At 62.0% G+C, this 21,220-nt stretch carries 16 protein-coding genes and 1 pseudogene; 4 read left to right on the forward strand and 13 right to left on the reverse strand.

The window, feature by feature from the left end:
- The first annotated feature begins 36 nt into the window (after positions 1 to 36).
- Both HY26_RS06005 and HY26_RS06010 read left to right on the forward strand, forming a co-directional pair.
- Positions 37 to 1,629 (forward strand): lysine--tRNA ligase, encoded by a 1,593-nt coding sequence (locus tag HY26_RS06005; protein WP_034769378.1) that lies wholly within the window; start codon positions 37 to 39, stop codon positions 1,627 to 1,629.
- 72 nt (positions 1,630 to 1,701) lie between these two features.
- Positions 1,702 to 2,028: a hypothetical protein gene (locus HY26_RS06010; protein WP_034769377.1), complete on the forward strand. Its 327-nt coding sequence runs from the start codon at positions 1,702 to 1,704 to the stop codon at positions 2,026 to 2,028.
- A gap of 15 nt (positions 2,029 to 2,043) precedes the next feature.
- Here the strand turns inward: HY26_RS06010 and HY26_RS06015 are convergent, their stop codons facing one another.
- Complete coding sequence (locus HY26_RS06015; RefSeq protein WP_065382798.1) at positions 2,044 to 3,363, reverse strand: serpin family protein; 1,320 nt, start codon at positions 3,361 to 3,363, stop codon at positions 2,044 to 2,046.
- Between the two features lie 56 nt (positions 3,364 to 3,419).
- Positions 3,420 to 6,878, reverse strand: a complete 3,459-nt coding sequence (locus HY26_RS06020) for an indolepyruvate ferredoxin oxidoreductase family protein (protein ID WP_034769373.1) — start codon at positions 6,876 to 6,878, stop codon at positions 3,420 to 3,422.
- A 127-nt stretch (positions 6,879 to 7,005) separates the two neighbouring features.
- Here HY26_RS06020 and HY26_RS06025 point away from each other — a divergent pair, with 127 nt between their 5' ends.
- Positions 7,006 to 7,491, forward strand: a complete 486-nt coding sequence (locus HY26_RS06025) for an Lrp/AsnC family transcriptional regulator (protein ID WP_034769371.1) — start codon at positions 7,006 to 7,008, stop codon at positions 7,489 to 7,491.
- Positions 7,492 to 7,504: 13 nt separating this feature from the next.
- Here the strand turns inward: HY26_RS06025 and HY26_RS06030 are convergent, their stop codons facing one another.
- The 8 genes from HY26_RS06030 to HY26_RS19395 all read right to left on the reverse strand — a co-directional run bounded on the left by HY26_RS06030 (position 7,505) and on the right by HY26_RS19395 (position 18,154).
- Complete coding sequence (locus HY26_RS06030; protein ID WP_034769368.1) at positions 7,505 to 7,963, reverse strand: GNAT family N-acetyltransferase; 459 nt, start codon at positions 7,961 to 7,963, stop codon at positions 7,505 to 7,507.
- A gap of 82 nt (positions 7,964 to 8,045) precedes the next feature.
- Positions 8,046 to 9,227, reverse strand: a complete 1,182-nt coding sequence (locus HY26_RS06035) for a thiolase family protein (RefSeq protein ID WP_034769366.1) — start codon at positions 9,225 to 9,227, stop codon at positions 8,046 to 8,048.
- A 196-nt stretch (positions 9,228 to 9,423) separates the two neighbouring features.
- On the reverse strand, positions 9,424 to 9,780 hold the full coding sequence (locus tag HY26_RS06040) for a hypothetical protein (protein ID WP_065382797.1): 357 nt from the start codon (positions 9,778 to 9,780) through the stop codon (positions 9,424 to 9,426).
- Positions 9,781 to 9,926: 146 nt separating this feature from the next.
- The gene (locus tag HY26_RS06045) at positions 9,927 to 12,113 is read right to left on the reverse strand and encodes a M13 family metallopeptidase (protein ID WP_065382796.1); all 2,187 of its coding nucleotides are present in this window, start codon (positions 12,111 to 12,113) and stop codon (positions 9,927 to 9,929) included.
- Positions 12,114 to 12,190: 77 nt separating this feature from the next.
- On the reverse strand, positions 12,191 to 15,412 hold the full coding sequence (locus tag HY26_RS06050) for an efflux RND transporter permease subunit (protein ID WP_034769361.1): 3,222 nt from the start codon (positions 15,410 to 15,412) through the stop codon (positions 12,191 to 12,193).
- Positions 15,409 to 16,680 (reverse strand): efflux RND transporter periplasmic adaptor subunit, encoded by a 1,272-nt coding sequence (locus HY26_RS06055; RefSeq protein ID WP_034769359.1) that lies wholly within the window; start codon positions 16,678 to 16,680, stop codon positions 15,409 to 15,411. Before HY26_RS06055 ends, HY26_RS06050 begins: the two co-directional genes overlap by 4 nt.
- Before the next feature lie 18 nt (positions 16,681 to 16,698).
- A complete protein-coding gene (locus HY26_RS06060; protein WP_370453438.1) occupies positions 16,699 to 17,655 on the reverse strand; it encodes a TolC family protein in 957 nt (318 codons plus the stop codon).
- Positions 17,555 to 18,154 (reverse strand): TolC family protein, encoded by a 600-nt coding sequence (locus HY26_RS19395; RefSeq protein WP_370453437.1) that lies wholly within the window; start codon positions 18,152 to 18,154, stop codon positions 17,555 to 17,557. The genes HY26_RS06060 and HY26_RS19395 overlap by 101 nt, the downstream gene beginning before the upstream one ends.
- Before the next feature lie 211 nt (positions 18,155 to 18,365).
- Between HY26_RS19395 and HY26_RS06065 the strand changes: the two genes are divergently transcribed.
- Positions 18,366 to 19,763: an ATP-binding protein gene (locus HY26_RS06065; protein WP_051600307.1), complete on the forward strand. Its 1,398-nt coding sequence runs from the start codon at positions 18,366 to 18,368 to the stop codon at positions 19,761 to 19,763.
- Between the two features lie 10 nt (positions 19,764 to 19,773).
- Here the strand turns inward: HY26_RS06065 and HY26_RS06070 are convergent, their stop codons facing one another.
- The 3 genes and pseudogenes from HY26_RS06070 to HY26_RS06080 all read right to left on the reverse strand — a co-directional run.
- The gene (locus HY26_RS06070) at positions 19,774 to 20,076 is read right to left on the reverse strand and encodes a hypothetical protein (RefSeq protein ID WP_034769358.1); all 303 of its coding nucleotides are present in this window, start codon (positions 20,074 to 20,076) and stop codon (positions 19,774 to 19,776) included.
- A 144-nt stretch (positions 20,077 to 20,220) separates the two neighbouring features.
- Positions 20,221 to 21,030, reverse strand: a complete 810-nt coding sequence (locus HY26_RS06075; protein ID WP_034769357.1) for a copper resistance protein B — start codon at positions 21,028 to 21,030, stop codon at positions 20,221 to 20,223.
- Positions 21,030 to 21,220 (reverse strand): annotated as a pseudogene (locus tag HY26_RS06080) (hypothetical protein); the annotation flags it as partial. The gene HY26_RS06075 and the pseudogene HY26_RS06080, both read right to left, overlap by 1 nt.

The raw sequence follows: 21,220 nt of genomic DNA on the forward strand, positions 1-21,220 counted from the left end.
CTTCCTTTATTTGCCCACCGGGAGACCCAGACCGAAATGACCGATTTCTCCATCCTCGCCGAATCCGCCAAGGCATGGCCCTTCGAGCTGGCGCGGAAACTCAAACAGCGTGTTGAGCAGCAGGAGAAAGCCGGCCAGCGAAAGCCTGGTGAACCTGTGATCTTCGAAACGGGCTACGGCCCGTCCGGTCTGCCGCACATCGGCACGTTCGGCGAAGTCGTGCGCACGACCATGGTGCGTCATGCCTTTGAAGTGCTGACGAAGGGCGAGATCCCGACGCGCCTGATCTGCGTCTCAGACGACATGGACGGCATGCGCAAGGTGCCGCCGACCGTGCCGAACCCGGAGAAGCTGGAACCTTATCTCCAGATGCCACTGACCGCGGTGCCGGACCCGTTCGGCACGCATGAAAGCTATGGCAAGCACATGAATGCGCGCCTGCGCGCCTTCCTCGACCAGTTCGGCTTCGAGTACGAATTCCTGTCGGCAACCGATTGCTACAAGTCCGGCCGCTTCGACGAGATGCTGCTGCGCTCGGCGGAGAAGTATCAGGATATCATGGACGTGATGCTGCCGACGCTGGGCGAGGAACGCCGGGCGACCTACAGCCCGTTCCTGCCGATCCATCCGGAAACCGGACATGTCCTCTATGTGCCGATGAAATCCGTCGACGGTACGAAGGGCACGATCACGTTCGACGACGAGAGCGGCAAGGAATTCACGCTGCCGGTCACCGGCGGGCATGTGAAGATGCAGTGGAAACCGGATTTCGGCATGCGCTGGGCCGCCCTTGGCGTGGACTTCGAGATGTTCGGCAAGGACCATCAGGCCAACGCGCCGATCTATTCGAAGATCACGAAGATCCTCGGCAAGCGTCCGCCGGAACAGTACGTCTACGAGATGTTCCTCGACGAAAAAGGCGAGAAGATCTCCAAGACCAAGGGCAATGGCATCTCGGTCGAGGACTGGCTGAAATATGCGCCCGACGAGAGCCTCAGCCTCTTCCAGTTCCAGAAGCCTCGCGTGGCGAAGAAGCTCTATTTCGACGTCATCCCGAAAGCAGTCGACGAATACCTGACCTTCCTGGAGAAATATCCGGACGAGGACCCGGCCCGGCAGATCGAAAACCCGGTCTGGCACATCCACAATGGCAATCCGCCGAAAGTGGACATGCCGGTCAGCTTCGCGCTGCTGCTGAACCTCGTTGCTGTGGCGAATGCCGAAGACAAGGCCCAGCTCTGGGGCTTCATCACGCAATACGCGCCCGAGGCTTCGCCTGAGACGCATCCGCTGCTGGATGAACTCGCTGGCTATGCGATGCGCTACTACACGGATTTCATCCTGCCGCAGAAGACCTATCGCGCCCCGACGGAGCAGGAGCGCACGGCCATGGAAGACCTGTCAGCTCATCTCAAGGCCTTCGCAGACGAGCCGACCTCGGAGAATTTGCAGACGCTGACCTTCACTATCGGCAAGGATCACCACTTCGAGAATCTGCGCGACTGGTTCAAGGCGCTCTACGAAGTGCTGCTGGGGCAGGAGCAGGGGCCGCGCTTCGGCAGCTTCGCCGCGCTCTATGGCAAGGACAACACCGCCCGCCTCATCGACGAGACTCTGGCGCGCGGCTGAGACTTGCGGCGTCGTAAGGTGCCCTCAACATTTGCCTGATCTAGTCTCCCCCGTGAAACGGGGAGACCAGACATGCGCATCATCCGGGCCATCCTGATTGCGGCCGTCTTCATCTTTGCCCCGGCCTGTGCTGCCTCCAGGGTTGTAACCGCGCCGGTCGGCTTTGCGGTCGACGTCGTGGGCGTCGCGGGCAAGGGCGTCGTCTGGGTCGGCGGAACGGCGGTACGCGTGACCGGCGATGCGCTGGACGGGCCGGACGAGCATGTCCGTCTCGACGTGACCTACAAGAACGGCAAGCACACCCGCAAAACCATCAAGAAGAAGAACCTTGAGCGCGAGCTGAAAAAGCTCGGCAAGAAAGGCAAGATCGTCGACGTCGAAGTCTCGCCTGCCGACTGATCCCCCTGGCGGATCCTATTCTTCAACCGGCGGCGGTGTCTCCACCCGGCCCATGAACATCACGGTGCCCGTCGGCTTGTGGCGCAGTGCGATCAGGAACGGATGGTCCGCGCGGAACTCGACCGGCTCCTCATCCGGAATGAAGATCGCTGTGCGTTCCATGACGATCGCCGTGGCCGCAGCCGCTTCGGTGCCTTTCTCGTCAATGTCGAGGAAGGTCTTGTGCAGCACCTTACTGATCACAAGGTCGCCGGGGCCGGCCCCTTCGATCAGGCGGGAGAAGTTCGCCGCGCCGGTGAAGGCATCGCCGAGGCCGAGCGCAATCAGCGGATCGTTCAGCTCATAATCGGCTTCGATGGAGACTTTCGGCAGCACGAGATGCACACGCCTTCCCTCAGTGGTGTCCATGTCCGACAGGAGCGTGGTGAAGCTCTCCGGCGTCATGGCCGAGGTAACGCCCGGTAGTCCGTCCTGCGCATCGGGCAGGATCACGGTGAGGGCATAGTCATTTCCGGCATAGTCGAGATCGAGTGCGGCATAGCCGTCGCGGGACAGGTAGCGGGCCTTCTTCAGCGTCTGGCTCATCAGGCGCGCGGTGATCTCACCTGAGGGCGAATAGAACGTTCCGTCCTGTGTCGCCTCCGCCTTGAACGGGCTTTTCCAGTCGGCCTTGAACCAGACCGCATTGGTCAGGATCAGTTCGGTCAGGCCGGGGCGGATCGCGCTTGGCGGGATCAGATCTTGGATCTTGTTGTTCGTATGGTCTTCGACCCAGCTGTTGATCAGCTTTGCGGCAGCGGCCGGCTGGGTGAAGTCCACAAGCGCGACCTTTGCTTTCATAATGCCTTCGACGGCGTCGCGGTAAGGCGCCTGAAAGGTCGACCCTTCGCGTAGCCAGGCGGCATTCGCCACGGTCAGCTTGGTTGTCTCCGTGTCCGCCGCGACCGCATTGTTCAGTACGTTCTGGGTCGCGGCAAACGCGTCCGCCGGGACACCGTCATAGCCGAACAGGCTCGCCATCTGCGACGCAGTTTCCCCCGCCGCGCCGGGATAGAGCAGGGCGAACGCCTCGCTGATCGAGGCAGGCGAGACGAAGATGTTGCCGGGCTCGCCGTCCAGCGTGTCATAGAGCGACCAAGCAAAGAGATTATTGCCTTGGGCGAGGGGCGCGGTGGCTTCCAGAGGCACAGTAACAGGCACGGGCGACGGCTCCTCTTCAGGCGCGGTGCTGGTGTCCGCCGGCGCAGGCGCTTCCGGTTCTGGCGCCGCGGCTGGCTGCTGGCATGCGCCAAGAACGGCAAAGGCGGTGAGCGCGGGAACAATCGAACGGCGCATGGGAATCCTCCATAGGGTCTTTCGTTGACCCTATCACTCTTGTGGGGAGTCCGTGACTATTCTGCGGCGATCAGCGTTGTTTTTGCTGTGGGCAACTTGCCTTCCGGCCAGCCTTTCCAGAGCTCTGCTTCCGTCACCTTCGCAGCCTGCAAGGCGGCATCCTTCACATGACCGAAGCCGCGAATGTCATCCGGCACGCGGGCAATGGCGATGGCCAGCTCGAGGTTCTTCTCCGTCAGCTCGGACGTGATGCGCGCCAATCCGGCGATATAATCATCGCGCAGCTTGCGCTCATGCTGGCGTTCCTCGGTATAGCCGAAGAAATCGAACCGCGTACCGCGCAGGCCCTTGAACTTCGCCAGCAGTTTGAAGCCCAGCATCATCCATTGGCCGAAATGCTTCTTCTGCAGGTGGCCGTGCGAATCCTTTTTCGCGATCATCGGCGCCGCGAGCCAGAAGCGCAGCTTGCCGCCCTTGAACTGGCTGGCGAGCTGCTCGGCGAATTTTCCGTCCGTGTAGAGACGGGCGACTTCGTATTCGTCCTTGTAGGCCATGACCTTGTAGGCATAGAAGGCCGCGGCACGGGTCAGCTTCTCATCACGGCTGACGGCTTTCTCAGCCTTGCGTACCTGTTCGACGATCTCGCGGTAGCGGCCTGCATAGGCGGCGTTCTGGTAGGCCGTCAGGCGCGCGGCGCGATCTTCAATCAGTTCCTCTAGCGTCTGCTCCGGTACATCACCGCGCGGATCCTGCTGACGGATCAGGCGGTCCGGGTCTGCTGCAGCGATCCGACCGATATTGAAGGCGGCCATGTTATCATCGACCTTGGTGCCGTTCAGGCGGATGGCGCGGTAGAGCGCGCGCAACGAGACGGGCAGGCGCCCCTTCTGCCAGGCAAAGCCTGCCATGATCATGTTGGTGTAGATCGCGTCATGCAGATAGCCGACGGCGAGCGCTTCGGCATCGAAGGCGCTGAACTCGCTTGCCTGCCGCTTGACGCGGGCAGAGAGAAGATCGCTCTCGAAGCGCTTGGAGCGGTTGCGGATGAACTCGCTGGTCGGGGTCACGTCGCTGTTGGCATAGGCCGCGGTGCGGTCCGCATCCATCAGGTTCAACGCATCGCCGCCGGCGGCCACGACCAGGTCGCAGGCGATGACGACATCGGCGCTGGCGGGCGGCACACGGCCGGTCGAGATCTGTTCCGGCTCGCGCGCGAAGCGGATGTGGGAGAGGACCGGGCCGCCCTTCTGAGCAAGGCCGGTCATGTCGAGGCTGGAGGCGGCATGGCCGTCCACATGCGCGGCCATGGCAAGCACGGCGGCCACCGTCGTCACGCCAGTACCGCCGACGCCGGTGAACAGCACGTTGTAAGGCTGGGCAAGACTCGGCGTTTCGGGCAGGGGCAGGCCGTCGGCGCTGAAGGCCGGGCGTTCCTGGTCTTCCCAGGCCGGTTCGCCATCGGTGATGGTGACAAAACTCGGGCAGAAACCCTTCAGGCAGGAGAGGTCCGTATTGCAGGTGGACTGATTGATCCGGCGCTTGCGGCCAAGATCGGTTTCGACGGGCTCCACCGAGAGACAGTTCGACTTCACCGAACAATCCCCGCAGCCTTCGCAGACCTCGGTATTGATAATGACGCGCGTGCGGTCCGGGGCGCGCAGGCCGCGCTTGGAACGGCGGCGTTTCTCGGTTGCACAGATCTGGTCATAGATGATGACGGACACGCCGGGCGTGTCGCGCAGGGTCAGCTGTACGTCTTCCAGATCGTCGCGGTCATAGATCTTCACGCCGCCGGGCAGGCCTTTGACGTTCGCGTAGCGGGTCGTGTCTTCGGTGACGATAACGATGGTGCGCACGCCTTCGGCGCGAACCTGCTGGGCGATCTGGGCCGGGGTCTGACCGGATTCCACATGCTGTCCGCCGGTCATGGCGACGGCGTCATTGTAGAGGATCTTGTAGGTCATGTTCGCGCCGGAGGTGACGGCGGCGCGGATGGCGAGGCTGCCCGAATGGGAATAGGTGCCGTCGCCTAGATTGACGAAAACATGCGGCTCGTCGGTCGCCCAGTGTTGGCCGACCCAGGCGATGCCTTCGCCGCCCATCTGGCTTGTCATGTCGGTGTGGCGGTCCGGCATGAAGTTCGCCATATAGTGGCAGCCAATGCCGGCCAGCGCGCGGGACCCTTCCGGCACGACGGTGGAGGTGTTGTGCGGACACCCCGAGCAGAAATGCGGGGTGCGGACGGTCGGGGAGGCATTGGTGCGCGCGGCTTCACCGGCGCGGCCAACGCGGTCAAAATAGGCAGTAGCGCGGGATGTGTCCCAGCCTTCCGGAATCACTTCCATCAAGGCAGCGGCCATTTCCGGGATCGTGATCGAGGCAATGTCGGACAGGAGGCGATTGCCGTCCCGGTCATGCTTGCCTTCGATGAAGGGGCGTTGATTGTCAGGCAGGCGGTAGAGGACCGAGCGCAGCTGGTCTTCGATCAGCGGGCGCTTGTGCTCGATGACGAGCACGCGTTCGAGGCCTGTGCAGAACTCGCGGATACGCTGCGGCTCAAGCGGCCACGGCATGGCGACCTTGTAAATGGCAAGCCCGAGGCGGCCGGCCTCCTGCGGATCGATACCGAGCGCGGCAAGCGCCTCGAACACGTCGCGCGCAGCCTGTCCGGTCACGACGATACCGACGCGCGGCTTTGGCGATGGCAGGATCACATGGTCCAGCCGGTTCGCGCGAACATAGGCCTGCGCCGCCGGGATCTTTATCTGCCGCAGGCGCTGTTCTTTCAACAGCGGGGCATCGCCGCGGCGCATATGCACGCCTTCTTCAGGCAGGGCAAAGTCCGGTTGGACGATCGTGAAGCGGTCGAGGCCGACCTGGACGACAGAGCCGGAATCCATTGTATCGGCAAGCGCCACCATGCCGGCCCAGGTGCCGGAGAAGCGGCTCATCTCCCAGCCATGGATGCCATAGTCCAGCACGTCCTGGATCGAGGCCGGGTTCAGCACCGGAATCTCGGCGTCCATCATCGCGAATTCGGACTGCGAGGGCAGGGTGGAGGATTTGCAATTGTGGTCGTCACCGACAATGGCGAGGACGCCGCCAAGTGCGGACGAGCCTGCGGCATTGGCATGCTTGAACACGTCGCCCGTCCGGTCGACGCCCGGCGCCTTGCCGTACCAGATGCCGAACAAGCCATCATATTTTGCGCCCGGGAACAGGCCGAGCTGCTGGCTGCCCCAGACGGCGGTGGCGCCGAGGTCTTCGTTCAGGCCTTCCCAGAATTTGATGTCATGCTCGTCCAGCCATTTCTGCGCGGCGCGCAGCTGCTGGTCATAACCACCAAGGGGAGACCCACGATATCCGGATATAAATCCGGCCGTGTTCACATTATTGCGCAGATCCAGGCGTTTTCGATCAAGAGGCAGGCGGACCAGTGCCTGAATACCAGTCATATACGCCTTGCCCTCGACAAGATCGTATTTGTCGTTCAGCGTAACTTCACGATGATGCATGGGTAATCTGTCCGCTCCAAGGAACTGGAAGATTATTCGACAAAATTCACGAAAAAGCTTGCCTTTCTTGCGCCAATTTTGGTAGATAGGGGCAAATCATGCCCAAATCTGCGAGGAAATTAGAAAATTGGCCCAAGAAATAGACTCAGTTGATGCCAAGATTCTTGACATCATCCAGCGGGACGCAGGGCTTTCCGTTGCGGAAATCGCCGATCGCGTGGGACTTTCTTCCTCGCCGTGCTGGCGCCGGATCAAACGGATGGAAGAAGCCGGTTTCATCCGCGGACGTGTCACGATTCTCGACAATTTTGCGCTTGGGCTGAATTTCGAAGTGATCGCCAGCGTGAAGCTCGCCCTGCCGAACCGGGAGAACCTTCAGGCGTTCGAGGACATGGTGCTTGCCTGGCCGGAAGTGACCGAGGTCATGACGGTGACGGGGCAGGTGGACTACATGATCCATGTCGTGACGACCGACATGCATGCCTATGACAATTTCCTGCGCGACAAGCTGCTCGGGTCGGCGCTCGTCTCCGATGTGCAGTCGCGCATTGTGATCCGCGTGGCAAAGCGCACGACGGCCCTGCCGCTCGACCTCGTCGAAAACGTCAAGTAATGCGCCTGGCCGGTCAGGCCAGGTCGAGATGCAGGAATTGATTGAAGTCGCTGCCGACATAATCGGCAAAAGCGTCTCCACTCCGGAATCCGTGCTTGCGGTATAGCGCGAGCGCCGGCTCGAAAGCCTCGCCCGAGCCGGTTTCCAGGCTGACCCGCCGGTAGCCGCGCTGGCGCGCCAGATCCAGAAGTGCTTCCAGCATCGCGGTCGCGGCCCCCCGGCGCAGACTGTCTCTCCGTGTGCGCATGGATTTCAGTTCGCCGTGATGGGCGGCCAGTTCTTTCATCGCGCCGATCGCGAGCAAGATCTCGCCGTCCCATACGGACAGGAAGGTCACATCCGGCCGCTGCAGGCCGCTCAGATCCAATGCGAAGCTGTGGCCGGGCGGAGACGTCTCTGCCATGCCCTGCAGGTGCTGGCGCAGGAGTTCCCGGATTTGCGGGTCGTCGAAGTCGCCGAGTTTGATATTCATTCAGGCTCCGAATGCAAACGGGCCCGGGAGTGATCCCGGGCCCGTTCAGATCTAGATCATGTTGTGTCGTCAGGCGAGGCGCTTATGCGCGCTCGAGGCACATGGCGATGCCTTCACCGCCGCCGATGCAGAGCGAGGCCACGCCCTTCTTGGCGCCGCGGTCTTCCATGGCGGCCAGAAGCGTAACGATCACGCGGGCGCCGGACGCACCGATCGGGTGACCCATGGCGCAAGCGCCGCCGTTCACGTTCACTTTATCGTGGCTGATGCCGAGTTCCTTCATGGCGATCATCGGAACAACCGCAAAGGCTTCGTTGACTTCCCAGAGTTCGACTTCGTCGACGCCCCAGCCTGCCTTGGCGAGCGCCTTCTGCATGGCCGGCACCGGAGCGGTCGTGAAGTATTCCGGCTCATGGGCGTGGCTGGAAGACGAGACGATCGTGGCGATCGGCTTCAGGCCGCGCTTTTCAGCTTCGGACTTCTTCATCAGGACGAGCGCGGCAGCGCCGTCGGAGATAGCCGAAGCGTTGGCGGCGGTCACGGTGCCGTCCTTCGAGAAGGCCGGGCGCAGATCCGGGATTTTCTCCGGTTTGGCTTCACGCGGCAGCTGGTCGACGTCGACCACCGTCTCGCCCTTGCGGGTCTTCACGGTGACCGGCGCGATCTCGCGCTTGAACTTGCCGGATGCCGTGGCCTCCTGCGCGCGCTTCAGCGTTTCGATGGCGTACGCATCCTGCTGTTCGCGGGTGAACTGGTACTCACCGGCGATCTTGTCGGCGAACAGGCCCATCGGGCCTTTGGAATAGGCATCGGACAGGCCGTCGAGGGCCATGTGGTCCTCTGCAGCCATCGTGCCGTACTTGTGGCCCTTGCGGGCATTGATCAGGTGCGGGGCGTTGGTCATGGATTCCATGCCACCCGCGATCACGATGTCGGCGTCGCCGGCGAGAATGGCGTTGCGGCCCATCACAGCGGCCTGCATGCCGGAGCCACACATCTTGTTGATGGTGACAGCTTCCAGGCCCTTATCCTGTCCAGCCTTGAAACCAGCCTGACGGGCCGGAGCCTGGCCCTGGCCGGCGGGCAGGCAGTTGCCCATAATGATTTCATTGGCGTCGCCCGGTGCGAGGCCGGCCTCTTTCACCGCGGCTTCGACGGCGATGGCGCCAAGCTCATTCGCGCTGAAACCGGCGAGGTCTCCGAGAAGGCCACCCATCGGGGTGCGGGCCATGCCAACGATTACGACCGGATCCTGGTCAGCCATGTGCGTCTCCTTGCTGCAACTGCGTGCTGTCTTACTTCGGATGGCACAAAGCGCCTGACAAGGGGGCACGTCAAGCCCGACAAAAGGTCAGAAGAGGTGCGGCAAACTGGGGCAGGGGCAAAAGAGTACCGAAAAGCAACTCAGAATTCAGGGAGAACCGCCGATCTGGGAGCCCTGATCGCGCGTGAAACCGTGATCAGACCTGCAGGGCAAGCCCGGCTTCAGACCCGTGTTGCCAGACAACCCGGGCCGGTCCCTCAAGACCGACAGCGCCAGCATAGAGATAAACCGAGGGGGGCAGGCTCTCATTGGTCGGGAAGCGCAGACGAACACCTTTGCTCGTATAGTCCAGGACGATGCCTTTGCGGCGATAGCCGGAATCGTAGGCGACGGCGGCTTCACGGTACACTTTGGCCCGTTCGGCGCGGCTCATGTTCTGATGATCTGCGCGGGAGGCGATCGACGTCACCGAGTTCTGGAGCGTACGCTGAATCCGTCCCAGATCGGGACCGTCAGGTTTTTTTGTCCCAAAGAGGCGCGGTTTCATACTCATGGCGTAGTCTAGCGCTCCAATCGCTAACGAACTCCACCCAAGTCGCAAAATATGGGCCGAAACCCTTAATATCCTATTGAGCACAAATGCAAGAGGCGGCGCTAACTGTAGCGCCGCCTCCAGATCACACGATTTTCAATTCCGGATTACCAGATATGGATGCGTTCTTCCGGCGGGAGGTAGAGCGCGTGTTCAGGCTGGATATCGAACGCATCGTACCATGCGTCCAGGTTCCGGACGACGCCATTGACGCGGAAGCCGGGCGGAGAGTGCGGGTCCGTCAGCATTTGCTGGCGGGTCGCCTCTTCACGGTACTTCGATCTCCAGACCTGGGCCCATGCCATGAAGAAGCGCTGGTCGCCGGTCAGCCCGTCGATCACCGGGGCTTCCTTGCCATTCAGCGACATCTTGTAAGCCCGGTAGGCGAGGGAGAGGCCGCCGAGGTCGCCGATGTTCTCGCCGAGGGTCAGACGGCCGTTCACGCAGGTCTCACCGTCGTCGAGCGGGCAGTAGGACGAGTACTGCTTGGCCAGGGCATCGCCCAGCTGGCGGAAGGCAGCGAGGTCTTCTTCTGTCCACCAGTTTTTGAGAACGCCTTCGCCATTATACTTGGCGCCCTGGTCGTCAAACCCATGACCCATTTCGTGCCCGATGACGCCGCCGATGGCACCATAGTTCACGGCCGGGTCGGCCGAGACGTTGAAGAAAGGCGGCTGCAGGATGGCAGCCGGGAACACGATCTCGTTGAAGGACGGGTTGTAGTAGGCGTTGATCGTCTGCGGGGTCATGAACCACCGCGTGCGGTCCACGGGCTGGCCGAGATCTGCAAGATTGTCCTCGGTTGCCCATTTCTGCGCTGCGATGGCGTTGTCGAGCGCATTGTTGCCCACCACGAGCGTGTCATAGGTCTCGAACTCGTCCGGATAGCCGATCTTCGGCGTGAAGGCGTCGAGCTTCGCTTCGGCCTTTACCTTGGTCGCCTCGCTCATCCAGCCGAGGTCTTCGAGGTTTGCGGCCATGGCCTTGCGGAGGTTGGCGACAAGATCGTCCATCGCCGCCTTGTTCTCCGGCGGGAAGTAGCGCTCGACAAATACTTTGCCGATGGCTTCGCCGAGCGTGCCTTGGGTTGCCTGGACGGCCCGCTTCCAGCGCTCGCGCTGTTCCGGCTGGCCGCGCAGGGCGGTGCCGTAGAAAGCGAAGTCGGCGTCATCGATCTCCTTGGGCAGCACGCTGGCAAAGTCCGACAGGAAGTGCGCGGTGAGATAGGCTTTCCAGGTATCGAGCGGCGTTTCGCTGACAACTTCGAACATTGCCGGGAACCCGCCGCCGAGTTTGGCTACATCTTCACCGGAGATACCGGCGGCCTCCAGTTCTTCCGGCGTGGGCGGAACTTCTGCAACGAGGAATTCACTCTCGCCGCCGATACCCATCGTGTCGAGCGCACGGACGAGCGGGAAGTCGCCTGCCATCGCGACGAGTTCATCCTTGCTCACCTTGTTGTAGGTGATCTCCGGATTGCGGGCGAGGGCGCGATCCCAATCAGTTTTGGCAATCTCAGTTTCGAGATCCAGCACCTTTTGCGCTTCTCCGGCAGCATCTTCATAGCCGGCCTTTTCAAGCATGAAGGTGAGCAGGTCGAGATATTTGGCGCGAAGCTCTACCGACTTGTCATCCGTCTTCAGATAATAATCGCGATCCGGCAGGCCGAGGCCGCTGATGCGCATCTGGAAGATGTTCGTGTCCGGGTCCTTGTCGTCGGCGAAGACGAAACCGCCAATCGGCGCGCTGAACCCGGGCGTCGCAAACAGGGCCGCGAGGTCGTCCTGCGATTGAATCGCGTTGATCTTGTCGAGATAGGGCTGCGCTGGCGCAAGGCCGGCGGCATTGATGGCATCGGTGTCGAGATAGGCGTTGTAATAGGCGCCGATCTTGCCTTCCGGCGTATCAATGGCCGGCTTTTGTGCGGCAAGGTCGTCGATGATTTTGCGGACGCGCTGTTCGGACTTCTCAGCCAGCAGGTCGAACGAGCCGTAGCGCGAACGGTCTGACGGGATCTGGAAGGAATCCAGCCACTTGCCATTGGTCCACGCGTAAAAGTCATTGCCTGGTTTGACATTGGTGTCCTGGACGCTGAGGTCGATCCCCCAGCTGCCCCAATAGTCCGGAGCCGAGAGCAAAAGGCCTTCGCTGGATTCATACTTTCCGTCCGCATTGGCGACCGGCGGCGTGGTTTCTACGACAGCGACCTTGTCGCCTTCTGCAGGCGCGGACGCCTTGGGGGTACACCCGGCCAGCAACGCAATGGCTGCTGTGCCCAACAGAAGATGTTTCATCCTGAGTTTCTCCTTACTCAAATCCCATGCCCCCCGCAGCGCGCGAGGGGCATGCCCTGTGGTTGTTTGTTAGCAAATCATTCCGCCGGTGCCATAGGCGGACTGCCACTCCCTCCGCTCGTGCCGATCAATTCTTCCTCGTCGATCGTGACATGACCGGAGTATCCGTCGCCAATGTGCCGGAAGGGCTGGCCGCCCCAGGTCCAGGCGAAGATCCGTTTGACTTCAGCGCCGATGACATAAAGCGCCGGCACCAGGAACAGTGAGATAAAGATCGCAAACCCGACGGCTGACCCAAGCGCCACCAGCATCGGCTTCAGGAACTGGGCCTGTACGGACCGCTGTGATAGCAGAGGCAGGATCCCGACCATGGTGGTCAGCGATGTCAGCAGGATTGGGCGGAAGCGCGACACGCCAGCGTCGACCAGCGCCTGAACGGCGCCTGCGCCTTCCTCCCGGCGTTTGTTGACATAGTCGATCAGCACAAGGTTGTCGTTGATGACGACCCCCGCGGCCGCAGCGATCCCGAAGAAGGAGAACAGTGCCATCGGTGTGTCGAAGAACCAGAGGCCGAAAAGCGCGCCTGCATAGGCGAAGGGCAGAGCCATCATCAAAAGTACAGGCTGGGCATATGAGCGGAAGGCAATCGCCAGCAGAATGTACATCGCACCGATGGCGATCAGGGTCAGCCGGCCGATTTCGTTCATGAACTGGTTTTCTTCCTCGAAGCCGCCGGCCTCGCCGCGTTTTACGTCCGGGAACTGTTTCTGGAATTCCGGCCAGAAGTTCGCTTCCATGTCTGCCATGATTTCTCCGCGGCCGCCTTCGCCCTTCACTTCGGCAAAGACATAGACCGAGCGCATCCGGTCGCGCCGCTGAATGCGGTTGATGCCGGGGGCGTAGGAGAAGTCGGCCACTTGTGTCACCGGAATTTCGCGGCCATCCAACGTGCGTACACGGAGAGAGTTCAGGCTGTCCAGGTTCTCGCGTGCCGATTCCGGCAGCCGCACCATGACCCGGACATCTTCGCCCTCACGAGGCAGGCGCTGGACTTCCTCACCATAATAGGCCTGGCGCAGCTGGCGAGAGACATCGGCCAGCGTCACCCCGAGAGTTTCGGCGCCGGGCTTCATGGTGATCCGGATCTCGTCGGCCGCCGAAGACAGGTTGTCGCCGATATCATAGACATTGGCATAGGTCGCCAGTTGCGCCTTCACGACATCGGCAGCATCGCGCAGATGATCGAGGTTCTGGTTGCTGAGGGCAAAGCGCACACCCGTGTCACTGTCATTGAAGGTGAAGGCGAAATTGATCTCTTCGGCATCCTGGATTTCGCCGACATTGGTCCGCAGGATTTCCGCGAGGTCCTTGGACCGGATCGTGTCCGGGCGGTCTTCAGGGGCAGCGAGGCCGATAAAGGCGCGCACATTCGTGCCATAGGCAATCACCGACGCATCCCGGATCAGGCCGTCCTTGATTTCGGGATGCTCGTCCTTCGTTTGCTGTTCGCTCTTTTCGATCCCGGCCTGAAGCTGGTCGCGGACCTGGATGAGACGCTCATATGGCGTACCGTCCGGCATTTCGATCTGCACCTGGATCAGGTCAGCCTCAATCTCGGGCATGAACTGGAACGGCACGAACTTCATGCTGGACAGGCTGAAGGCCAGGTAGAACAGGCAGAAGAAGAAGGCTGTTGTCGCGTACCGGAACTTCAGCGCGAATTCGAGCATCGGCTTGTAGATGTTGTTGGCAAACCAGAGCAGGCTGTCGGCGATCCGTCGCTGGACCTTCATGAAGGCACCGCTGGCACCGTCGAAGCTCTGCTTCTTCATGTGCGACAGGTGCGCCGGCAGGATCAGCATACACTCGACGATGGAGAAGAAGAGGGCGGCCACAACCACGAAGGTGATCTGTTGCGTGAACTGCCTTTCCGGTCCGCTGAGGAATGCCCAGGGAAGGAAGGCAATGATCGTGGTCAACACGCCGAATATGATCGGCTTCAGAACCATCTGGGTTCCGACAATTGCAGCGTCCAGGCCTTCGCGCCGGCCGCTTTCGACTTCCTTGTGAATATTCTCCCCCACAACAATGGCATCGTCCACGATCACCCCGATCACCAGCAGCACGGCAAAGGTGGAGAGGATGTTCCAGGACACACCCAGATAGGGGAGGATCAGGATACCGCCGCCGAACGCGGTCATGATGCCGACCGTGACCCAGAGGGCCACCGTCGGGCGGAGGAACAGCAAAAGCACGATCAGCACCAGCACCGCGCCCTGCAGTGCAGACGACGTGATCAGGTGCATGCGGTCGTTGAACGCCTCGGAATCGTCCCAGAGGATATCGATCTTCACGCCTTGGGGCAGGATTCCGTTTCTGGGGTCATTGGCACGTTCCACATAATCCCGGAAGCCTTGGGTGTAGTTCACCACGTCCATCTTGTCCGGCGCCCGGATCATGACGAAGGCCGTCGGTTCACCGCCATAAAGCGCACTGAACTTGTCCGACACGAACCCGTCGATGACCTCGGCAACATCCTCGACACGGACCGTGCCTTGTTCGGTGGTCTGGCGGATGATGATATTGTTGAATTGGTCTGCTGTATCTGCCAGCTGGCGGGTCGTGATCGAAACGTCACCAGTTGAGGATTCGATCCGTCCGCCGGACGAGTTCAGCGAAGACTGCCGGATGGCATTGGCCACATCGCCGAAGCTGAGGCCGAAACGGCGCAGGGATTCCTCGGTGACCTCAATGTTCACCTGTTCGTCCAGTGTACCCTGCAGTTCGGCAAGCTCGCCGCCGGGCAGTTGGGCAATGTCATCGCGTACCCGGTCGCCGAGGCGTTTCAGCTCCCGGCCATCGACCTTGCCGTGAACAGCGAGCCCCATGAACTGGTCGCGCTGTTCCCAGCGCCGCACCTGTGGCTGGAAGGCGGCTTGCGGCAGGTTATTGATCTGGTCGACCCGAAGCTTCACTTCGTCCAGAAACTGCATCATGTCGATGTCGTTCTGGCCTTCGATATTGACCGAACCGAACCCTTCAGAAGACGTCGACGTAATACGCTTCACGCCGTCGAGGTCGGCCACGGCTTCCTCGATCCGCGTCACGATCTGCTCTTCGATGTCCTGCGGCGAAGCGCCAGGCCAGGCCATCGAAACGGTTGCGCCGTTAAACGTTCCGACCGGGAACATTTCCCGTTCCATCGCGGTGTATCCGAAGACACCCCCGACGAAACAGACGATCATGAGAAGGTTCGCGGCAACGGCATTGCGGGCGAACCAGGCGACGATCCCGTTCATTCGGAGGCTCCTTTGGCGCTGGTCAGGCGCATGGCTGTTTCCTCAACTTCTTCCCCGTCCGGCGTGTCTTCCACCGGTTCGTAGGTCTTGATGGTGCCGTCTGGCAGACGCTCCATCACGGTAATGTTCATGCCGTCAAAGGCAGCCTGGATCGGGGACGTGATGGCGAACTCCCCCGCGTCGATGCCGGTGCGGACATAGGCGCCGTGCGGATCTGAGTAGATCAGGTCGACCGTGCGGATCGACAGCGTGCCCTTTTTGGTATCACCAATGAAAATCCGGTCGCCCCCGCGCAGGGAGGCGCGCGGCGCAATCAGGACGTCCGGTATGGTGTCGCCGTGGATCACGGCATTGACGAACAGGCCGGGCGCCATCGGCGCACCGCCATCGGCACCTTTGCCATACGGGTCTTTCAGTTCGGCGATCACGTTGATCTGGCGGGTCTGGGAATTGACCGCGGCAGCCGTCCGGACGACTTCGCCGGTCCAGTGCCTTTCGACACCGCCGACCGTGGCCGAGAAGTCGACCTTCGGTCCGGGCTGCTGGTCGCTTGCGGCGAAGGCGAGCGGTAGGCCGAGGCGGCCCATTTCCTCGTCGTCCAGCGGCAGTGAAACTTCGACGACGTCATTGGCGAAAATGCGTCCCAGCGACTGGCCGGTGGCGACGACCTGGCCGATATCGACATCGCGTTCCCACACCCGGCCGGCGAAGGGGGCGTAGACCGCAGTGCGTTCCAGCGCGAGCTCGGCATCCTTCAGCTGTGCCTTGGCTGCGTCGAGGGCGGCACGAGCCTGGGCCAGTTGCGGTTCGCGGCGGGCCAGCGGGGAGACATCGGAAATGCCGAGGTCCTCGATATCCTGCTGCGCCAGCTCGGCTTCTGCGATTTCACGGGTCAGGCCCTGCTCGGCAGAGGCCACGCCGGAACGGGCGCGCACCACGGCCAGTTCATAGTCAGCCGCTTCGACACGAACCAGCAGCTGGCCCTGCTTGATGAAGCCGCCATCGATGAAGTCAGGCGAGACATAGGCGATACGTCCGGAGATCTGCGGGGCCACCACGATTTCGCGGCGCGGGCGCACTTCGCCCTGCGCTTCGACCGTGATTTCAAGATCGCCGCGGCGAACCTTTTCGGCAAAGACATTGAGACCGATGCGCGCCTCTTCAGCCTTCTCGGGTTCCGGCTTGAGGTTCTGCAGGACGACGGTTCCGCCGACGCCAAGGACGGCAATGATTGCGATGGGGGCAGCGATGGCGATGATACGGGCCATGGATGGAACTCCTGGGGCTTATTCTGCGGCGGCTTCGGTGGGCGTCGTTTCGGTCGTGGCGGTCTGGACCGGGAGGCCACCGCCGAGGGCGATGTGGTAGGAAATACGGTTGGTGGCGCGGCTGGCGCGAACAGAGATCAGCTGGCTCTCTGCGGTCAATCGCCGGGTCTGGGCGTCGATCAGGTTGAAGATCGTCAGTGTACCGCTGGTCGTGTACTTGCGAAGGGCAAGGTCTTCGGCCAGCCGGGCTTCTTCCAGTGCCCGGGCCTGGGCTTCTTCCTGATCGGCAAGATACATGTCCGCTGCGACGGCATTTTCGACTTCGCCCCAGGCCGACAGCGCGGCGCTGGCATAGTTGGCGACAGCGGCTTCTGCCTGCGCCACGGCAGCATCACGCTGGGCATCGAGGCGTCCGCCTTTGAAGATCGGCGCAATGAGGTTCGCGACGAGGCGGGCTGCGATCAGTTCCGGGTCGAACGCGTCGGCGAGGTCGCTTTCGCTGGTCGATGCGCTGGCCGACAGGACGAAGGACGGCAGCATGGCCAGCCGGGCGGTCTCGGCACGCATGCCGGCGGCTTCGATCCGGGCTTCGGACGCTGCGATGTCCGGCCGGCGCGACAGCAGAAGGGCAGGGTTGCCTTCCGGCTGCAGTGGGCCGAGGGCGGGCAGTTCAGCTGACGCGGCAATCTCGGCGGCCGGATAACGGCCGAGCAGGATTTCGAGCCGGCGGGCAGCTTCGCCGGTAATCTGGCGACGCGTTGCGATCGCGGCTTCCGCATTCGCCAGGGCCGAGCGGGCGGTCCGCACGTCGAGCGCATCAACCAGGCCGCGCTGGAAGCGGCGCTCGGTCAGCAGGCGCACGCGGTCGCGCGCATCATAAGTCAGTTCGGCCACGCGTTCCTGGGCCATTGCCTCGTTCAGGTTGATCCAGGCGATGGCCGTCTGGGCCGCCAGCGACAGTTCCGCTGCGGCCAGATCGGCCTCGGACGCGGCATAGTCTGCCTCTGCTGCGTTCACGGATGCGCCGATGCGGCCCCCACAGGTCCAGCTCCCAGCTGGCGTCGAGCCCGACACCATAGATTTCGCTGTCGATCCGGTCAGTGCCGGTTGCCGTCTTCACGCCGGTCGACGTGGCGCCGGCAGACACCGAAGCATCGAGGCTCGGCCGGCCAGCCGAGCGTGCTGTTCGGGTGGCCGCTTCAGCGGCGCGCATCGTGGCCGCGCGGGATTTCAGGCTCGGATTGTTCTCGAGCGCTTCTGACACCAGCGACAGCATCACCGGGTCGTTGAACTGACTCAGCCAGTCGCCTTTGGGCGCCTTTCCAGTGACACCGCTTGCCATCCATTCGGCGGGTGCATCGGGTGCTTGCGCAAAGAAATCAACGCGTTCGCCTGCCAGACCGCCAAGATTTGCCGGAGAAGAGGCGCACGCTGCAAGAAATGCCGTGCCCGCGAAGAGGATTGATCGTTTCATGCCTTAGGCATTGCTCCTGTCTGTATATGCAGCGAATTACGCGCGCTCTATTCGACTGTCAACGAGAAATTATCGATTTTCAATAATTACATGCAGGTAAAGGGCTTACTTTGGGGAAGGCTTGTACGGATGCGGGGCTTGGCATCTTCGCGCTGTCGCGATAGCGCCTAAAACCTACGTGTGTGTGGAAGGGATCCCACAGGGAAACCGCATGACTGAAGCGCTGGCTACACCCCCCCAGAAGGGCGCCGAACGCGGCGTACGGCGTGCAACCACGTTGCGTGTCCGTGACTTTGTCGTGCTCATATCGTGTTTCGCGGCCGTGCTGGTCCTGCTGCTCGCGACAGGGTCCATCGGTTTCATCGAGGCAGCCGCCGCCCTGATCGCAGCCGGAGCGGTGGCCTGGGCCTATTATGTTGGCTCGGCAACGGTCCTGCCGGCGTCGTCTGTGACGGATGGCGCAGCGGACAGTATCGTGCCCGGACCTTCGGCGGCATCCATTCCGCTCAAGGCGCTGCCGCTGCCCGCATTTGAAATCGATCTGGACGAGCGGATCGTGGCTTTCAATGCCGAGGCGGAAGACATTCTGCGTCTCGACAACCGGGTCCGGCCGCGTGCGTCGACGGTCATCCGGTCACCGGCCCTGCTGTCTGCGATCGACAAGGCCATTCACACCAGGGTTGACGCGCCATTGGCCGTGGAAGTCGATGCCGGCCCGAACGAAACCTGGCGCGCGCATGTCTCACGTCCGCTGGATGGTGGCCGCGTGCTGATCGTGCTGGAAGACCTGACGCCGCTGCGCCGGGCCGCCCGGGCACGGTCCGATTTCATCGCCAATGCCAGCCACGAACTGCGCACGCCGCTGACGGCACTGTCGGGTTTCATCGAAACCATGCGCGGCCCGGCAAAGGATGATCCGGATAGCTGGGGCCGGTTTCTGGACATCATGGCGGTCGAGTCCGAGCGCATGTCCCGCCTGATTTCAGACCTCTTGTCCCTGTCGCGCATCGAGTCTTCCGAACAGGTCGCGCCGCGCGACCAGGTCGACATGCAGGACGTGATGGCCTCAGGTGCGGCCGCGCTGGAAGGTCTCGCCGATGAACGCAATGTCCATCTGGAAGTCTCTGGCATCGACACGCCGCTGCCCGTTATCGGTAACCGGGACGAGCTGATCCAGGTGGTCGAGAACCTGATTTCCAACGCGATCAAATACTGCCGCAAGGATGGCAAGGTGCGGGTCACTTACGGCTTCGCCGCCGACACGGTCGAGGCGCGTGCGAAAGCCGGGCAGGCCTGGGACGACAGTGAGCGGATGACGCTGTTGCAGTCGGTCAACCGGCCGGGGCCGGGCGAACCGGCGATCTGGGTCAGGGTGGAAGACGAGGGCCCGGGGATCGAACGCCAGCACCTGCCGCGTCTGGGCGAGCGCTTTTACCGGACGGACCAGAGCCGGGGCGGCAAGATCACCGGCACCGGACTGGGGCTTGCCATCGTGAAACACATCATGGCGCACCATCGCGGCGGCATGGCGGTGGAAACGGTGATGGAGAAGGGGTCAGCCTTCGGGGTCTGGCTGCCGGCGATGCGCCGCAAGCCGGACGAAGCCTAGGACGGCCCGATCAGTCTGCTGTCGCCGACCGGTGATGCGCGTCGAACCAGTCAGTCATCAGGTCGCCCGGCATGCGGCCGAGGTCCCGGTACCAGCCCGGCAGGTTCTGCAGCATTTCAGCTGTATCGCCCCAGCGGCGCAGGTTCACGTCGGCGGCGGCATGGAAGGCATCGCGCAGGCGGTTCTCGTCCATTGTCTCAAGGCCGCCCACTCCTGTCAGGCCGGCGAGGCTTTTCTGCATGACCAGCGTGGTTTCGAGCGTGGCAGCGGCAACAGACAGCGTCGCGCGCCAAGGCATGAGCCAATATTCCATCAGTCCTGTATCCCTTTTCTGACTTGGACAGTACGCCTCTATGCTGCATTGCACAACAAGACTCATGCCATAGGCGATGCAGAACCCTTTAATTCAAGGGAATCAAAGGGTTCTGCGTTGTGGGATCGGCCTGGAATGGCCGAGTCAGTACCAGGTTCGGACGCCGATGACGAAGCGTGTGTCGTCGGCGTCCCCGCCGCTGGCTTCGATCCGGTCTGCTGTTCCGCCGAAGGCGCTCTGGTATTCGACGCCGATATAGGGGGCGAATTCCCGGCGGATTTCGTAACGCAGGCGCAAACCGGCCTGCAGATCGGTCAGGCCTGAGCCAAGCTCCCGTTCCGGAATGTCCTGTGCCGAGAAATTCACCTCCAGCCGGGGCTGGAGGATCAGCCGATTGGTCAGCAGGAGTTCGTATTCGGCTTCGAAGCTGGCGGTCAGGTCGCCTGACTCGCTCAGGAAGGCGGCGCCGTCCACTTCGAACCAGTAGGGGGCGAGCCCCTGGACGCCCAGTACGGCATGGGCCTGTCCCTTTGGTTCGAAATCGTAGCGTACACCGGTCTGAAGGTCGAAGTAGCGCGATATCGCGCGGGACCAGAGCAGCTGGACTTCGGCTTCTTCCAGGTCGTTTTCCTCGAAGGAATACTCTCCCTCGGTTTTCAGCCAGATCTTGTTGATGTCGCCGCCATACCAGGCGTCGGCATCCCAGACACCGGTGGTTTCCCCGTCAGACGACTGAGCTTCCAGCCGGTCAAACCGGACCATGGCAAATGGCGAGCCGCCGGAATGGGCCTGCACATGCGCGCGGGCCGCGTCCATTTCGGCCGGGTCGAAATAGGCGTCGGCCTGCGACCAGGGCTTTTCCTCCGGAGAGGTGCTGTGATGGTCATGCGTCTGGGCCGAAGCGCCGGCAGCAAAGGCGAGCGCGGCGAATGCGGAAAGGAGCGTCCTCTGCATCACTTCATCTCCCCGTGCTTGTCATGGCCCATGGCAGAATGATCCATCATGTCATGATCCATCGGCATTTCGTGCTCCATGGGCATGTCATGGCCCATCATTTCATGGTCCATGTGCTCATGATCCATCGGCGTCTTGTCCGTGGACGGCAGGACGGAAACGACCTGCATCATGCCGGCATGCATGTGGT

Origin of the sequence: Hyphomonas sp. GM-8P (genome assembly GCF_003263315.1) — a bacterium.
Taxonomy (GTDB): domain Bacteria; phylum Pseudomonadota; class Alphaproteobacteria; order Caulobacterales; family Hyphomonadaceae; genus Hyphomonas.

Excerpts from the sequence above, each read along its gene's own strand:
- HY26_RS06005 (WP_034769378.1), top strand. The coding sequence starts at position 37 with ATGACCGATTTCTCCATCCTCGCCGAATCCGCCAAGGCATGGCCCTTC.
- HY26_RS06010 (WP_034769377.1), top strand. The coding sequence starts at position 1,702 with ATGCGCATCATCCGGGCCATCCTGATTGCGGCCGTCTTCATCTTTGCC.
- HY26_RS06015 (WP_065382798.1), bottom strand. The coding sequence starts at position 3,363 with ATGCGCCGTTCGATTGTTCCCGCGCTCACCGCCTTTGCCGTTCTTGGC.
- HY26_RS06020 (WP_034769373.1), bottom strand. The coding sequence starts at position 6,878 with ATGCATCATCGTGAAGTTACGCTGAACGACAAATACGATCTTGTCGAG.
- HY26_RS06030 (WP_034769368.1), bottom strand. The coding sequence starts at position 7,963 with ATGAATATCAAACTCGGCGACTTCGACGACCCGCAAATCCGGGAACTC.
- HY26_RS06035 (WP_034769366.1), bottom strand. The coding sequence starts at position 9,227 with ATGGCTGACCAGGATCCGGTCGTAATCGTTGGCATGGCCCGCACCCCG.
- HY26_RS06040 (WP_065382797.1), bottom strand. The coding sequence starts at position 9,780 with ATGAGTATGAAACCGCGCCTCTTTGGGACAAAAAAACCTGACGGTCCC.
- HY26_RS06045 (WP_065382796.1), bottom strand. The coding sequence starts at position 12,113 with ATGAAACATCTTCTGTTGGGCACAGCAGCCATTGCGTTGCTGGCCGGG.
- HY26_RS06050 (WP_034769361.1), bottom strand. The coding sequence starts at position 15,412 with ATGAACGGGATCGTCGCCTGGTTCGCCCGCAATGCCGTTGCCGCGAAC.
- HY26_RS06055 (WP_034769359.1), bottom strand. The coding sequence starts at position 16,680 with ATGGCCCGTATCATCGCCATCGCTGCCCCCATCGCAATCATTGCCGTC.
- HY26_RS19395 (WP_370453437.1), bottom strand. The coding sequence starts at position 18,154 with ATGAAACGATCAATCCTCTTCGCGGGCACGGCATTTCTTGCAGCGTGC.
- HY26_RS06065 (WP_051600307.1), top strand. The coding sequence starts at position 18,366 with ATGACTGAAGCGCTGGCTACACCCCCCCAGAAGGGCGCCGAACGCGGC.
- HY26_RS06070 (WP_034769358.1), bottom strand. The coding sequence starts at position 20,076 with ATGGAATATTGGCTCATGCCTTGGCGCGCGACGCTGTCTGTTGCCGCT.
- HY26_RS06075 (WP_034769357.1), bottom strand. The coding sequence starts at position 21,030 with ATGCAGAGGACGCTCCTTTCCGCATTCGCCGCGCTCGCCTTTGCTGCC.